The following is a 14,550-nucleotide window of genomic DNA, read 5'->3' as shown; positions in this document are numbered from 1 at the left end:
GGGGCTTGATGGATTGGATTACCACCGTCGATCACAAAAAAATCGCCGTGCTCTACTTAATTGCAGGTGGATTTTTCTTTGGAATCGGCGGCATTGAAGCCATTTTGATTCGGATTCAGCTCATGAAACCGATGAATGATTTTGTGTCGGCGCAGGTCTTCAACGAATTGATTACGATGCACGGAACAACAATGATATTTCTTGGTGTCATGCCTATTATTTTTGCCGTTATGAATGCCGTTGTGCCTTTGCAGATTGGGGCACGGGACGTTGCTTTCCCTTTTGTTAACGCGCTTGGTTTCTGGACGTTCCTGTTTGGTGGACTGCTCTTGAACCTGAGTTGGTTGATGGGAGGGGCACCGGATGCCGGCTGGACTTCGTATACGCCACTCTCTGGCAGCGAGTACAGTGGGACGCACGGTGTGGATTTCTACACGATAGGTCTCCAGATCGCCGGTCTAGGGACACTCATCGGGGGCATTAACTTTCTCGCGACCATCATTACGATGCGTGCGCCGGGAATGTCCTATATGCGGATGCCGATGTTTACCTGGACCACATTTATTACATCAGCCATCATTCTTTTTGCATTCCCAGCCATTACGGTAGGACTTGTACTGTTAACGTTTGACCGTATACTTGGGGCGAATTTCTTCGATGTTGCAGGTGGCGGTAACCCGGTACTCTGGCAGCATATCTTCTGGATCTTCGGGCACCCTGAAGTATACATTCTCATTTTGCCGGCATTTGGTATTATCTCAGAGGTTATTCCAACCTTTGCACGTAAAAGATTGTTCGGTTACAGCTCCATGGTATTTGCAACCATCCTGATTGCCTTTCTGGGATTCATGGTATGGGCGCATCACATGTTTACGACAGGTCTGGGGACAGTCGCCAATGCATTGTTCTCGATCTCAACCATGCTGATTGCTGTACCAACAGGGATCAAAATATTTAACTGGCTCTTTACGATGTGGGGCGGACAGATCCGTTTTACAGCGGCAAACCTGTTTGCTGTTGGATTCGTTCCAACCTTCGTTATGGGCGGGGTAACTGGTGTCATGCTGGCCTCTGCGCCTGCGGATTTCCAGTTCCATGATACGTACTTTGTTGTGGCTCACTTCCATTACGTTATCGTTGGTGGATTGGTGCTAGGTTTGTTCTCCGGACTACATTACTGGTGGCCGAAGATGTTCGGTCGTGTCCTGAGCGAAACGCTCGGGAAATGGACGTTCTGGACGTTTATGATCGGTTTCCAACTAACGTTCTTTGTACAGCATTTCCTTGGTTTGATGGGGATGCAGCGCCGGATCGTTACATATTTGCCGAATCAGGATTTCGACCTGCTTAACCTGGTCAGCTCGGTTGGTGCATTCCTGATGGGTGTTGGGGTTATCATGTTCCTCGTGAACATCGTGATCACAACGAGAAAACCAGCAGACGCACCGAATGATCCGTGGGAAGATGGCCGTACGTTGGAATGGTCGATTCCATCTCCACCGCCGGAATACAACTTTAAGCAGACGCCTCTGGTACGTGGAATCGATGCGTATTGGAAGGAAAAGATGGCAGGACATACGGAGATGACACCGGCTGAACCTGTAGGATCGATCCATATGCCGTCAGCGACGCCGCTGCCGTTTGTTATGTCTGTCGGTATATTCATTGCAGGACTTGGTCTCATGTTCAGCAAAGATGATTTTGGCAATGCGTTTATGAACGGATTGTTCAACAATTACATTGTGGTCATTATTGGCCTTCTGATTACATTTGGTGCGATGGCGCTGCGGTCACTTTACGATGACCATGGCTGGCATATTGAACCGGAGGATCAGGATGAGAAGGGGGTTAGAACATGACAACTTCACATGCCGAACCGGTAAACGGCAAATTGCCGCATGAGCCGGAGAAAGCAACGCTGGAAGGGCGCAACAAGCTTATTGGCTTCTGGTTGTTCCTTGGCGGCGAGACCGTATTGTTCGGAACCCTCTTCGCAACCTTTTTGGCCCTCCGTGGCCAAACGAATGACGGACCGACGGCGAATGAATTGTTTCATCTGCCACTCGTGGCTGCCGCAACCTTTATTCTCTTGGTCAGCAGTTTGACAAGTGTATTTGCCATCCAGGCTATGCATAAGGGCAAGCGCAATGCTCTTGCTCTCTGGCTTGGCATTACCGTTGTACTGGGTCTCGGATTCCTCGGTCTGGAAATCTACGAGTTCTATGAATATGTGAAACATAAAGAGTTCGGCATGACCACAAGTGCATTCAGTTCAGCATTCTATACGCTGGTTGGGTTCCACGGAGCGCACGTTGCATTTGGTATTATGTGGATCGGGCTCATTATTGGGCAACTGTTCAGAAAAGGATTAACGGTCGTAACTGCACCTAAAGTATACGTCTCCGCAATGTACTGGCACTTTATTGACGTGGTCTGGGTGTTTATCTTTACGGTCGTGTACCTGCTCGGAAAGGTGGGGTAACACATGTCGGTACAGGATAAGAGTGATCAGCAGCCTGTGAAGCATCGTCACCGGGCGGAAGGTCCACAGAAACACGTCGTTGTTTTTATCTTCTCGATTATCCTGACGCTAATTGCGTTCGCGGCTGCTGCCGCGGGAGGAGTCAATACGACCTTTACCATTATTATATTGGTGGTTATGGCGATCCTGCAGGTGTTTGTACAGCTCGGTTACTGGATGCACTTGAAGGATAAAGGGCATTTGATGCCGATCCTGTTCATGTGCTTCGGATTTTTCGTAGCTTTTACGTGCATCATTATGGCACTCTATTGGGTTTGGTGGTAAAAGAGATGGCGGCGGCGCAGTGTCGCCGTCTTTTCCCCTTTTAGGCGAACCAATCCGTCAATGGATTCAGGCAACAACCAAATCAGGTCACGGGGAGGTCTCCCGTATGCTCGGGTTGCAATATTTTAGTTTCAACGATTTATGGAGTCCACTTATTCTGGCGTTGTTTCTGCTCATTGCCGCAGCTTATCTGGTGCTCGTTGGTCCTTTCAGTGAGCGGATCAAGGGGGCAGATCAGGCCACGGCTGCACAGAAAATGATGTTTATCACAGGGCTTACGGTGTTGTATCTTGCACAAGCGGGGCCATTCAATCTGCTGGGGCATGTGATGTTCAGCTTCCATATGGTGAGTATGGCTCTGTCCTATCTGGTAGCGCCACCGTTACTGATGAAGGGATTGCCCCTTTGGGTATGGCGTGGGATCATCCGGTGGCTGCCGACACGGCAGTTATCTTTTTTGGCTCATCCAATCGTGGCGGCTGTGCTGTTTAACGGATTGTTCTCGTTATATCATCTGCCAGTAGTACATGATTACGTAATGTTAAATTTTACGGTTCACCGTTTGTATTACATTGTACTTTTTATTACATCTATGCTGATGTGGTGGACGCTGCTCAATCCGTTGCCGGAAGGAAGACAAGCATCGGGGCTGTCCAAGATTGGATTTATTTTTCTGAACATGGTGCTTCTGACACCAGCTTGTGGACTGATTATTTTTGCTTCCGAACCGTTGTATGCGACCTACAGCAATCCTGCCGTATGGGCTGAGGCAATGCGGTATTGTGTATCCGGCGATTCCACGGCATTGCTGCGATCATTCGGTGGGCCGGCGTTCTTCAACTTCCTATCCTCTGCCAAGGAGGATCAGCAGGTGGGCGGTATTTTGATGAAATTCATACAGGAAGGCATCTTCGTCTCCATGCTGGCGTATGTCTTTTTCCAATGGTACCGCAAGGAAAAACGGGAAGATGATGATGATCCATACCCTGTAGAGAAAACGGGAGGACCGCTTAATCCTGCAGCGAAATAACACAAGTTTTGTTTGGACAAGAGGGGGAAACACACGATGGATATGTATTTTCTGCTACCCACGATCAGTACTTCTTTCATTGTGATTAGCGCAGTGCTGGTTGGAATTGGCTGGGTGCTGATTATTCGTGGCAAACGGGAGGCGCATCAAAAAGCGATGGTTGCAGGGGCCGTTGCTGCGCTGCTGTTCTTTGTCATATATACGTCTCGTACCATCTTTGTTGGCAATACAGCTTGGGGCGGAGACCCGGAGATGGAGATCTTTTATCGGATATTTCTGATCTTTCATATTATCCTTGCTACCGTGGCAGCGGTCTTCGGTATCTCCACTTTGGTGCTTGGGTTCAAAAAGAAATTCAAGACACATCGCCGCTGGGGGAGATTCACATCCATGATCTGGTTTAGCAGTGCCATCACAGGCGTTATTGTATACGTTCTGTTGTACTTGCTGTATCCAGGTGGGCATACACGCCCGGTATGGGAAGTCATCCTGGGTGTTTAATGTGATGAATTGAATTCTTTGAAAATATGAAAATGGATGAATCCACCCGTGGATTGGTCCAAGCTTCCTCTCGCATTCATTCATAGAATGAGATCGAGAGGGGGAAAACAAATGAAAAAAACAGTCCATGTCAGTCAAACGTATCCACGTCTCACGGTGTATTCAGAAGAGGGTTATCGCGGAAGAAGCAGAGTATATCGTGGTAACACGGGTCTGCGTAATCTGGATAACATTCTGGGTGGGGTAGAGAGCCTGCGTTTCTTCTCGACAAGTTCGAATGCAACGCTGGTTGTGTTTACGAGACCTAACTTTCAAGGCGGATTCCGCGTCTTTCGTGGGAACACCAACTTGAGAGATTTGGATGATCTGGTTCGTGGCAATGATGTGGAATCTTTGATTTCCACCAATCAACGGCTTACTTTGGCCGAAATTCGTGCGATTCGCAGTAATCGCAGCCTGCCAAGTGGCTACAACCTCGTTTAAGGATTAAACCTCTTCAGTATTCAGGTGCCGGGAAAAAGGAAAGAGCTGTTCCGAATTGTGTTCGCACAATATCGGATACAGCTCTTTTTTTGATTTGAGGAGTCATCTTAATCTCCACCGCCGCCGCTGTCGCCACCACCACTATCTCCACCACTGTCGTTGCTACTTCCGCTATCGCTGCTGTGATGATGATTAGATCCCGAAAAAGAATCACCATCATGATGCTTGTGATCGTGAGTGTGTTTAGAATGTTGAGTATAGGAGTCATCATTGGTGGTAATGACCGGGTACGCCGGAGATGAGTCGGCGTAACCGTTGTTACGCCGCACACGATGTCTGCCTTTTTTGGCAGAATGCCGTTTGGGTTCGTCGCGAACAATGAGCCAGATGACCACAATAAGGAAGAGGAGCACAAACCCGATCTCAACTAGCCAATCCATAGGTGAATCAATCCTTTCTATCTATCTCTTCAGTATCTCTATAAGTTGAACGAATGATTTTACAATGAATCATTGTATGTTCAGAATCAAGTTTTATTTTATCGTAACTCTAACCTGAATCCCATCCATTCTTCCTGATTCAGGAAAAAAAGGGGTTGACGGGAATAGGGAGGGGTCTATATACTGTGTATATTGATATATACAGTAGATACAGTGAGCAAGGTGTTCCAATGACAGATGGAAAGGCAGGCAATGATATGAGCGCATGGAAGCAGGCGTGGTGGTTGACCCGCAGTGAGATGAACAAGGATAAGCTCCAATGGCTGTGGACTGCAATTTTTATGATATACACGGGTGGCATGAGTGGTGTGATGTTATTAGGACAACAGAAGACAGATTTCATTAATCCTGTTGTAGATACTTTCTTTTTGATCATGGTGCCATTTCAGGGATTCGTGTTCAGCAGACGATCTTTCCGTTACATACAGGAGGATTCCTATACACAGATGTTGGCCTATTATCGCAGACTTCCCATTCCAAACGAGACAGTGATGTGGTCGAGACTTCAGCAGTCTCTGATGGCGTTTACGTATAATGGTATATTTTTCTATGGATCACTGTATGTGGTTGGGTTGAACGAGGAAGGGTTCCGGTGGGATCAGTACCTGGCCTTTGGCATAACTTGTACAGGTTACGGACTTCTCATGACAGGCTTATATATTTACGGAGAGTTTCTGTACAGTGGTAAAAAATATTTGCTTCTCAGTTCGCTGTTCTTGCCGCTTACAATCATCATATCCTTGCTGATCCGAACGTCGGGCAGTTACGGATTTTCGATTGTAATTGATGTGAGTAAATCATGGGGGCTGCTTTCCCCGATTATGTGGGTTGCTTTGGTGGCTGGCATAGCAGGATTATGGCTTTTCAGTCGGTTGACGCTGAAGAAACTTTCCACTCGGGATTTGAGTTAACGGTATGAGGGATGAACGCAAAAATGAATACAGGATGAAACCGGCACGGACAGGTAACAGACTGGAGTGTACCGGAGGGCGAGGTGCAAGATGTGAAAATACCCATTCAAATTAATGAAAATAGCGCTGAACCTTTATACCACCAAATTGAAAACCAGTTAAGATCGTTAATTGTTACGGGTCAGTTGGGGGAGGGAACACATTTGCCGTCCATTCGCGAATTCGCCGGATCACTGAATTGCAGTGTTATAACGGTTAGACGGGTCTATCAGGATCTGGAGAATGAAGGTCTGCTTCGTACGAAGCAGGGGACAGGTACATTTGTGGCTCAGGTAGAAGCCGGCGACAGAGAAAATTATAGATTGAAGGCCGCACAGGAAGCGATGCAGGCAGCGGTGCAGTCCGGAAAATCGGTAGGATGTACGGAAGAAGAACTGGAGAGTCTGTTCCGGGAAGTCCTTAGGGCTATTTACTCGAAGTGAGGGAGTGATTCATACATGGAACCTATCGCAGTTCAGTTGAACGGCGTATCCAAAATGCGAAAACGCAGAGTTATTGGCCCGATCGATCTGACGATCCCAGAAGGGTATGTAGTTGCTATTCTCGGTCATAACGGTTCAGGTAAAAGCACACTTCTTAACATGCTACAACAATTGGTACTGCCTGATGCAGGGCAGATTATATGGTTTGGGAAGGAACATGAGGGGCCTCTTCCCATTGAACTGAGACAACAGATCGGTTTTGTGGCTGACAACGCTGGGCTCGAAGAGAACCGGATTACTGCACAGGAAGCAGCTGATTTTCGAGCCTACTGGTACCCGCGTTGGGATATGAAGTTGTTCAACCAACTGATTCACGATATGGAAGTACCTGTTGATGTGAAGCTGAACAAGATGTCCAAGGGGGAACGACGGAAATTCGAGATCGCTGCTGCAATCGCAGCTCGCCCGAGACTATTGCTTTTGGATGAGCCTTCATCAGGTCTGGACCCCTTTGCCTGGAAAGTAATGGTCGACCAGTTCCGTACCTTCATGGCTGAGGGAGACACCACGATTCTGATTGCCACACATATTGCGGATGAAGTCAAAAGGCTCGCAGATTACATCGTATTGATGCACCGTGGTCAGTCACTGGGGATGGCCGAGAAAGATATGGTGCTCGATCAGTGGAAAGAAGTCTGGTATGAAGGAGATTTACGACCAGAGAGTATCCCTGGGGTTGTGGAATCTTCTTCTGAAGAGAGAGGACTGGTTCGTGTCATAACAACCCGGGTCAGCGAAGCGCAGGAAAGGCTGGAGCTGGCAAATAACCGGGTATTGAAGATCCGTAACTTGGAATTGGATGAAGTCTTGGCATTCTGGATTGCCGGGTATGCACCCGTACAGTGGAAATAACCGAAGGGAGACGATAAATGATGAACCGATTGGAATTGAAGCAGGTAGTCAAGCAATACGCAGACAAAACAGCAGTTAATGGTGTGACGCTTAATGTAAAAGAGGGGGAGATTTACGGTCTGCTCGGAGCCAACGGTGCTGGTAAAACAACAACGATGCGTATGGTGCTTGGGCTGATCCACCCGGATGGCGGAAATATCCAGTACAACGGCAAACCCTATAGCACAGAATTGCAGCAGATTATGGGATATCTTCCGGAAGAGCGCGGTTTGTACCCAAAGGTAAAGGTCAGTGAACAGATCAACTATCTGGCCCGTCTGCGCGGCATGAATGGAAAGGATGCGGATCAGAGCCTGAAGTATTGGTTGGACCGATTCGAAGTGCCGGAGTATTACGACAAAAAGATTGAGGAACTATCCAAAGGGAATCAGCAAAAGATGGGCTTTATTGCCGCAGTGGTCCACAGACCGCAAATTCTCATTCTGGATGAAGCCTTCAGCGGACTCGATCCGGTGAACGTGGAATTGCTGAAATCCACGGTGAAGGAGTTGCGTGACGAAGGCACAGCCATTCTGTTCTCGACACACCGTATGGAGCACGTTGAAGAATTATGTCGTCAGATAACAATTCTGCATCGCTCCAATACCGTTGTGCAAGGAGAGATCAAGGAGATCAAGAGCCGTTATCCACGTGAGCATGTATTCCTGAGCACCACAGGTAATGTAGGCGGTCTGGAACAGCTGCCGGGTGTGAAAAAGGTAGAGCAAAATGAGCGTGGATACCTGATCCATATTGGTCAGATGGAAGCAGCTCAGGAAATTCTGAGAGCAGCCATGGCTCAGACGACCGTTGAACATTTTGAAATCAAGGAACCAACGCTTAACCAAATCTTTATTCGTGAGGTAGGTGAGTCGAATGAATAAAATGGGGACAATTATCGGATTTACGTTCAAAAACAAAGTAAAAACGAAGTCTTTCATGGTAACGACTATTGTACTTGCACTTTTAATTACGATTGGACTCAATATTCCATATTTCATTACCTTATTTAATGGTGGTCCCATCGGTGGAGGTTCGAGCACGAATCCGGTGAATATCGGTCTGCTGAGTACGGGACAAACGGAGGTAGCCGAGAAGCTGGAGACATACTCCTCGGCACAAGGTAACCAGACGTATCGTTTTGTTAACGACGCGAGTAAAGATGAAGCGGCCCTCAAAGCCGATGTGGAGTCGGAGGTTTTGGATGGGTACCTGAAGTTTGAACCTGTTGCGGGGCAAGATTTCCCACAGCCGGTCTTATATTCAAGCGATGATATCTCCCCGCAGGTTATAGCACCTATTGAAGCTGCAATGCAAATTGTAAAGCTGGATGTGGTAGTGAAGGATACACTCACGGCCGAGCAAAAACAGCTCATCAGTACGCCGGTAAAACTGACAGAGCAAAGCCTGGATTCTGGCCAAAGCGGAGCTGCTGCGGAGTCGGAAGGTACCATGAGTGGCATCAACTACATTGTGGTATATCTGCTGATTATCCTGTTGTTCACATCAACGATGATGACAGGTAATATGATTGCTTCCGAGATTACGGCCGAGAAGAGCTCGCGTATTATGGAGATTTTGATCACGAGTGTATCTCCTCTCAGTCAGATGTTTGGTAAAATCATCGGTATTTTCATGGTAGGTCTGTTGCAAATCGGTATTTTCGGTGCAGTAGTTGCCGGCAATATGCTGTTACCGCATAACCGTGATGTATTGAGCGATTTCAATATGAATCTGAGTGATGTGAACATCGCAGTCATTGTATATGGACTCATCTTCTACATTCTGGGTTACTTCCTGTATGCGGTGATGTTCGCGGCCATTGGTTCGATGGTGAGTCGGACAGAAGAGCTGGGTCAGGCCGTGCTGCCGATTACGATGTTGTCCCTGGTATCCTTCTATATCGCGATCTTCAGTATTGCTACACCGAACATCCTGTTGTTGAAAGTAGCAAGCTTCATTCCGTTCACATCGCCAACGGCAATTCTGGTACGGATTGGGGCAGGCGTTGCACCAACCTGGCAGATCTGGACGTCCCTGGCCATTCTTGTGGTATCCATTATGATCTTCGGCTGGCTCGCAGCGAAAATCTATCGTACAGGTGTGTTGATGTATGGTAAACGCCCAACGTTCAAGGAATTGTTCAAAGCGATGAAGGCTTATAAAATCTGATCCAAGTTTACGGACGACGACGATTTACTTACGCTTGCTTGCGTGTAGTGTTTTGATGTCGCAGTAAAACAATTTAATGGGAGTAGGTGCTGCACTAAAGATAGTGGGTGTGGCACCCATCTCTAATTTCTCTTCTAGTGAACATATCTTTTCATTATTTCATTCTTAAAGGAGAATACATAATATGAAAAACTGGAAACGCATGCTCTTGTCTCTAACTATTTCGGTCGGTTTGCTCGCATCCGCAGTGCCGGCTATGGCCTCTCCTCAAGAGACATCGGTAAAGGTGAATGACGAAACGGTTGAATACACGACGGATGCACCGATTAACGACAAAGGAACAACACTTGTGCCGCTGCGTTCCACGCTGGACGCAATGGACGTAAAGCTGACGACAGCAACAGATGATACAATTACAGCCGTCGTTAACGGCAAGACGATTACTTTGAAGAGCAAGCTTACACGAATTAATGGCGTAACATATGCGCCGATTCGCATTGTAGGGGATGCAACTGGTTATGAGGTCCGTTGGGATGCTGCTGCACGCACAGTGCTGCTGGTTTCCAAGGGTGGCGAAACAGAAACTGTTCAAACCGGTGGACGTGGCTTCATGTGGGAAGTCGAAAGCAACGGTAACACCGTGTACCTGGTAGGTTCTATGCATATTGCGGATGAAAGCTTTTATCCATTGCGTAAGGAGTTTGAAGAAGCCTTTGCCGAGGCGGATTACCTAGGCGTAGAGATCGATATCAGCAAAGCGGCTGAAGAAGCGCAGCAGAAGATTGTTCTGGATCTGGGCTCGTATCAGGATGGCACAACACTGAAAGATCACATCTCCAGCGAGACGTATACTCAACTGGGCGATATTTTGAAGCAAAGTGGATTGGAGCCGAATGCACTGGATACCTTTAAGCCTTGGGTAGTAGAGAGCACGTTAGCCAGTCTGAAGTCTATGAAAGCGGGCTATGAAGCTTCTGCGGGGGTTGACCTGTACTTCATACAGAAGGCAATCGAGCGCAAACTTCCGGTGATCGAGTTGGAGTCCTATGAATCTCAATTGGGAATGTTCAATGACTTCTCTAAGGAGCTGCAAGAGAAAACATTGAAAGCGACTTTGGACAATTTCGATGTGTTGGATGACAGCGTGAATCAAATGGCCGAAATGTGGAAGACAGGGAATGACGAACAACTGCTGGAGCTGACGAACAGTTTCTCTGATGATGAAGAATACAACAAAGCGATGCTCATTGACCGTAATGTTGGAATGGCTGATAAGATCGATGGTTACCTGAAAAACGGCAAGGGTGAAGAGTACTTCATCGTGGTTGGTGCAGCGCACTACTTGGGCGATCATGGGATCGTGAAGTTGCTGAAAGATAAAGGATATACAGTGGTACGAAAATAAAAGAATTATAGCTCCTTATATGGGAGTCTGGTATTCTCCCCAGATGGTAGACAATAGTGAAAAAAGAGATCATTTAAAATCCCCTCAAGCACTCAAAACTTGAGGGGGTTTTTGTATGCCTGCGAAGAAAGGAGTGGTCATCCATACGTGAGTGAATGAAGGCTTGATATTAATTAGGGTAAGAAACCCCCGTGACATTGGTTCCCGTTTTTTTACTGTCAAATGTCGAATCAGGACTTTAGATTCAATCTCAGAAATGTCTATTTACAAATATTAGAAGAACAATTAAAATAAATGTAAGCGTTTTAAAAGTTAAAGCGCTTTAACTTTTAAATGGAGGTGATTGTGTCTCGCAAGGTCAATAATGAATCGTGGTTTCTCCTTCAAGAGGCTGCATTGAATTTTCGGCTTAAAGGTTATGTCATGGATCAAGACCCATTTGGATCTAAAAGGAGCGTAAATTTATGAGAAAAAATAGGGGATTTTCGGTTAGCAGCAAGGCTGTTATGATGTGTTGTCTCGCTTTTCTTCTGATTCCGGCGAGCTTTGCTTTCGCCGCTCCAAACAAGCCGTTCCCGCAGCACACGACATATACCAGCGGCTCGATCAAGCCTAACCATGTTACGCAAAGTGCGATGGACAGCTCCGTGAAAGCGAAATGGGACAGCTGGAAATCGGCTTATCTGAAAACGGCGGGCACGGGCAAATATTATGTGAAATATCAGTCCAACGGGGATACTGTATCTGAGGCACATGGTTACGGAATGCTGGCAACGGTTCTAATGGCCGGTTATGACAGTAATGCACAGACCTATTTCGACGGACTTTATCAATATTATAAGGCTCATCCGAGCGCCAACAATTCGAAACTGATGGCATGGAAACAAAACAGCAGCTTCCAGAACATTGAAGGCGCCGACTCGGCCACGGATGGAGACATGGACATTGCTTATTCGCTCCTGCTTGCGGACAAGCAGTGGGGTAGCAGCGGCAGTATCAACTACCTTCAGGCCGGCAAGGACATCATCAATGCCATCATGCAAAGTGACGTGAATCAGTCCCAATGGACGCTGCGTCTTGGGGACTGGGCAACGGATAACACGTTCAAAAATGCTACCCGTCCATCGGACTTTATGCTGAATCACTTGAAGGCGTTCCAGGCGGCAACTGGTGATGCCAGATGGTCGAACGTGATCGACAAAACCTATACCATTATCAACTCCTTATACAACGGGTACAGCTCATCAACCGGATTGCTTCCAGACTTCGTCGTTCTGTCTGGCTCGACGTACAAGCCAGCTTCAGCCGATTTTCTAGAAGGGGCGAACGACGGCAGCTACGATTACAACTCATGTCGTACGCCTTGGCGGATTGCAACGGATTACCTGATGACTGGTGACAGCCGGGCGCTCAATCAGCTCAATCAAATGAATAGCTGGATCTCGACCAAAGTAAGCGGTAACCCTAGCAACGTAAAGGATGGTTATAAACTCAACGGCACGGTTACAGGTTCCGGCGGCAGCGGCGCGTTCTATGCACCGTTTGGTGTCAGCGCTATGACCTCGTCCGTGAACCAAAACTGGCTGAATTCCGTCTGGACAAAAACGGCCGGCAGCTCCAATGAAGGCTACTATGAAGATAGCATCAAGCTGTTCTCAATGATCGTGATGTCCGGCAACTGGTGGACATACTAAGCAACTCATAATCCGTTGATTGCTCATATGCAAGCAGGCAGGGAGATTAGCTTCCTGCCTGCTTTATTATGAATAGAGAGCTAGGAGAATGTATTTAATTATTGATTTGAACAAGCGATATAGATAGGAAAATGCCTAGAAACAACAAACCGCCATATCTCAGGAAATCCTGGGATATGGCGGTTTCGTTTAATGTGAAAGTACGTCGATTGACGTTTTTCTTATGGTATCAGGACGAATGGATGATAGCCGAATTATGCATTAGCTGCAGATTCAGTAAAGAACTGCGGCAAATATTCCTTGTTGGCTTCGAGCATTTCATCCAGCATCTGAATCGCCACTTCGACCGAAGGGACCAGAGGATGATGGGCCATTGCCTGTATGGCCAATCCACGATCGCCGGTCACGGCAGCATCGATGGCGAGGCGCTCATAGGTTTTAACCGCATGGATCAGTCCAACTGCCATTGGAGGAACCTTGGTTAGCGGCAGGGGCAGTGGACCGGTTTTGGTGACCACGCAGTTGACTTCAATGCTGGCATCGTCTGGCAGGAAATCAATGATACCTTGATTGGCTACGTTCAACGTCTGAATGTCATTCGTTCCGTTGTAGAGTGAGCGCATCAGGTTCACGGCTGCTTCGGAATAGAAGGCGCCACCCCGCTGTTCCAGCTGTTTCGGTTTATCTTTCAGGTCCGGGTCATTGTAAAGCTCGAACAGTTCTTCTTCGACGCGTTTAACCACTTCCGCACGGCTGCCGCCTGTTTGTAAGGATTCCAGCTGCTCTTCAAGCATGGCATCGGTCATATAAAAGTATTTCAGATAGTAGGAAGGCAGGGCATGCAGGGATTGCAGGAATTCCGGATTCCACTCCCGTGCAGGTACGTTCTTCGCGCTGTAACCGGCTGTATCAGCCAGCATGTCGTCCAGTTTGTCTTCTCCGTTCACATCAATACGCGTAATCCAGTGGAGATGGTTCAGGCCAACAAACTCGGCATAGATGCGGTCCGCTTCTACGCCGTATTTGGCAGAGGTCTGCTTGATTAGGCCGATTGGTGCATTACAGAGACCAATGCTTTTAACGTTGGAGTACTTCAGAATGGCTTCCGTGACCATACCCGCCGGATTCGTAAAGTTCAGCAACCAGGCATTAGGAGCGAGTTCTTCAATATCACGACAGATATCAAGCAGGACCGGAATCGTCCGCAGCGCCTTCATCATGCCTCCGGGTCCGGTGGTTTCCTGACCGATTACACCGTATTTCAGGGGGATGGATTCATCGCGGCCACGGGCGTCAAGCATGCCGACACGCATTTGAGTGCTGACGAAGTCCGCACCCTTGATGGCTTCGCGGCGGTCGAACGTCAAATGAACTTCAATCGGCAGACCCGATTTCTCCACCATACGTTTGGCCAAGTTGCCGACAATATTCAGTTTGCGCTCTCCCGGTTCAATATCTACCAACCACAGCTCTCGTACAGGAAGCTCGGCATGATGGAGGATGAACCCCTCAACAAGCTCCGGAGTATAGGAAGATCCACCACCGATTACCGCTATTTTCAGCCCTTGTTCATATGCCATTTTGCACACTCCAGTCTTATAAGAATTATTTATGA

General features: G+C 47.6%; 15 protein-coding genes. 13 read left to right on the top strand and 2 right to left on the bottom strand.

The features are described from left to right. Positions 1–8: 8 nt before the first annotated feature. The 6 genes from ctaD to G3352_RS19275 all read left to right on the top strand — a co-directional run bounded on the left by ctaD (position 9) and on the right by G3352_RS19275 (position 4,820). Entirely contained in the window at positions 9–1,859 is a 1,851-nt protein-coding gene (gene ctaD, locus G3352_RS19300) for a cytochrome c oxidase subunit I (RefSeq protein WP_373561767.1), read from the top strand. Next, positions 1,856–2,482 carry a cytochrome (ubi)quinol oxidase subunit III gene (locus G3352_RS19295; RefSeq protein ID WP_062326294.1) on the top strand — a complete coding sequence of 209 codons (627 nt, stop codon included), beginning with the start codon at positions 1,856–1,858 and terminating at the stop codon, positions 2,480–2,482. Before ctaD ends, G3352_RS19295 begins: the two co-directional genes overlap by 4 nt. Before the next feature lie 3 nt (positions 2,483–2,485). Beyond that, a complete protein-coding gene (locus G3352_RS19290; RefSeq protein WP_163758917.1) occupies positions 2,486–2,806 on the top strand; it encodes a cytochrome C oxidase subunit IV family protein in 321 nt (106 codons plus the stop codon). Between the two features lie 106 nt (positions 2,807–2,912). Next, positions 2,913–3,836 carry a cytochrome c oxidase assembly factor CtaG gene (ctaG, locus tag G3352_RS19285; RefSeq protein ID WP_163758915.1) on the top strand — a complete coding sequence of 308 codons (924 nt, stop codon included), beginning with the start codon at positions 2,913–2,915 and terminating at the stop codon, positions 3,834–3,836. Between the two features lie 36 nt (positions 3,837–3,872). Next, complete coding sequence (locus G3352_RS19280; protein WP_163758914.1) at positions 3,873–4,337, top strand: DUF420 domain-containing protein; 465 nt, start codon at positions 3,873–3,875, stop codon at positions 4,335–4,337. Between the two features lie 111 nt (positions 4,338–4,448). Then, a complete protein-coding gene (locus G3352_RS19275; protein ID WP_163758912.1) occupies positions 4,449–4,820 on the top strand; it encodes a hypothetical protein in 372 nt (123 codons plus the stop codon). A 107-nt stretch (positions 4,821–4,927) separates the two neighbouring features. Here G3352_RS19275 and G3352_RS19270 read toward each other — a convergent pair whose 3' ends face one another. Continuing rightward, a complete protein-coding gene (locus tag G3352_RS19270) occupies positions 4,928–5,260 on the bottom strand; it encodes a hypothetical protein (RefSeq protein ID WP_163758910.1) in 333 nt (110 codons plus the stop codon). A 185-nt stretch (positions 5,261–5,445) separates the two neighbouring features. Here G3352_RS19270 and G3352_RS19265 point away from each other — a divergent pair, with 185 nt between their 5' ends. From G3352_RS19265 to G3352_RS19235, 7 genes are all read left to right on the top strand, one after another. Beyond that, positions 5,446–6,231 (top strand): hypothetical protein, encoded by a 786-nt coding sequence (locus tag G3352_RS19265; protein WP_163758908.1) that lies wholly within the window; start codon positions 5,446–5,448, stop codon positions 6,229–6,231. 92 nt (positions 6,232–6,323) lie between these two features. After that, positions 6,324–6,713 carry a GntR family transcriptional regulator gene (locus G3352_RS19260; RefSeq protein ID WP_163758905.1) on the top strand — a complete coding sequence of 130 codons (390 nt, stop codon included), beginning with the start codon at positions 6,324–6,326 and terminating at the stop codon, positions 6,711–6,713. Between the two features lie 15 nt (positions 6,714–6,728). Then, positions 6,729–7,625, top strand: coding sequence for an ATP-binding cassette domain-containing protein (locus G3352_RS19255; RefSeq protein WP_163758903.1), 897 nt, complete (start codon positions 6,729–6,731; stop codon positions 7,623–7,625). Between the two features lie 20 nt (positions 7,626–7,645). Next, positions 7,646–8,548 (top strand): ABC transporter ATP-binding protein, encoded by a 903-nt coding sequence (locus tag G3352_RS19250; protein WP_024632126.1) that lies wholly within the window; start codon positions 7,646–7,648, stop codon positions 8,546–8,548. Further along, positions 8,541–9,836 carry an ABC transporter permease gene (locus G3352_RS19245; protein ID WP_163758901.1) on the top strand — a complete coding sequence of 432 codons (1,296 nt, stop codon included), beginning with the start codon at positions 8,541–8,543 and terminating at the stop codon, positions 9,834–9,836. Before G3352_RS19250 ends, G3352_RS19245 begins: the two co-directional genes overlap by 8 nt. A gap of 184 nt (positions 9,837–10,020) precedes the next feature. Next, the gene (locus G3352_RS19240) at positions 10,021–11,241 is read left to right on the top strand and encodes a TraB/GumN family protein (protein ID WP_163758899.1); all 1,221 of its coding nucleotides are present in this window, start codon (positions 10,021–10,023) and stop codon (positions 11,239–11,241) included. A 464-nt stretch (positions 11,242–11,705) separates the two neighbouring features. Next, positions 11,706–12,935: a family 8 glycosyl hydrolase gene (locus G3352_RS19235; protein WP_163758897.1), complete on the top strand. Its 1,230-nt coding sequence runs from the start codon at positions 11,706–11,708 to the stop codon at positions 12,933–12,935. A gap of 254 nt (positions 12,936–13,189) precedes the next feature. Here the strand turns inward: G3352_RS19235 and G3352_RS19230 are convergent, their stop codons facing one another. Then, positions 13,190–14,515 (bottom strand): 6-phospho-beta-glucosidase, encoded by a 1,326-nt coding sequence (locus G3352_RS19230; protein ID WP_163758895.1) that lies wholly within the window; start codon positions 14,513–14,515, stop codon positions 13,190–13,192. Between the last annotated feature and the right edge of the window lie 35 nt (positions 14,516–14,550).

The sequence above is a fragment of the Paenibacillus sp. ALJ109b genome (assembly GCF_010747435.1).
GTDB classification, from domain to species: Bacteria; Bacillota; Bacilli; order Paenibacillales; family Paenibacillaceae; genus Paenibacillus; species Paenibacillus taichungensis.
Note: the sequence above shows the minus strand (reverse complement) of the source record. Positions and strands in the feature narration are given on the sequence as shown.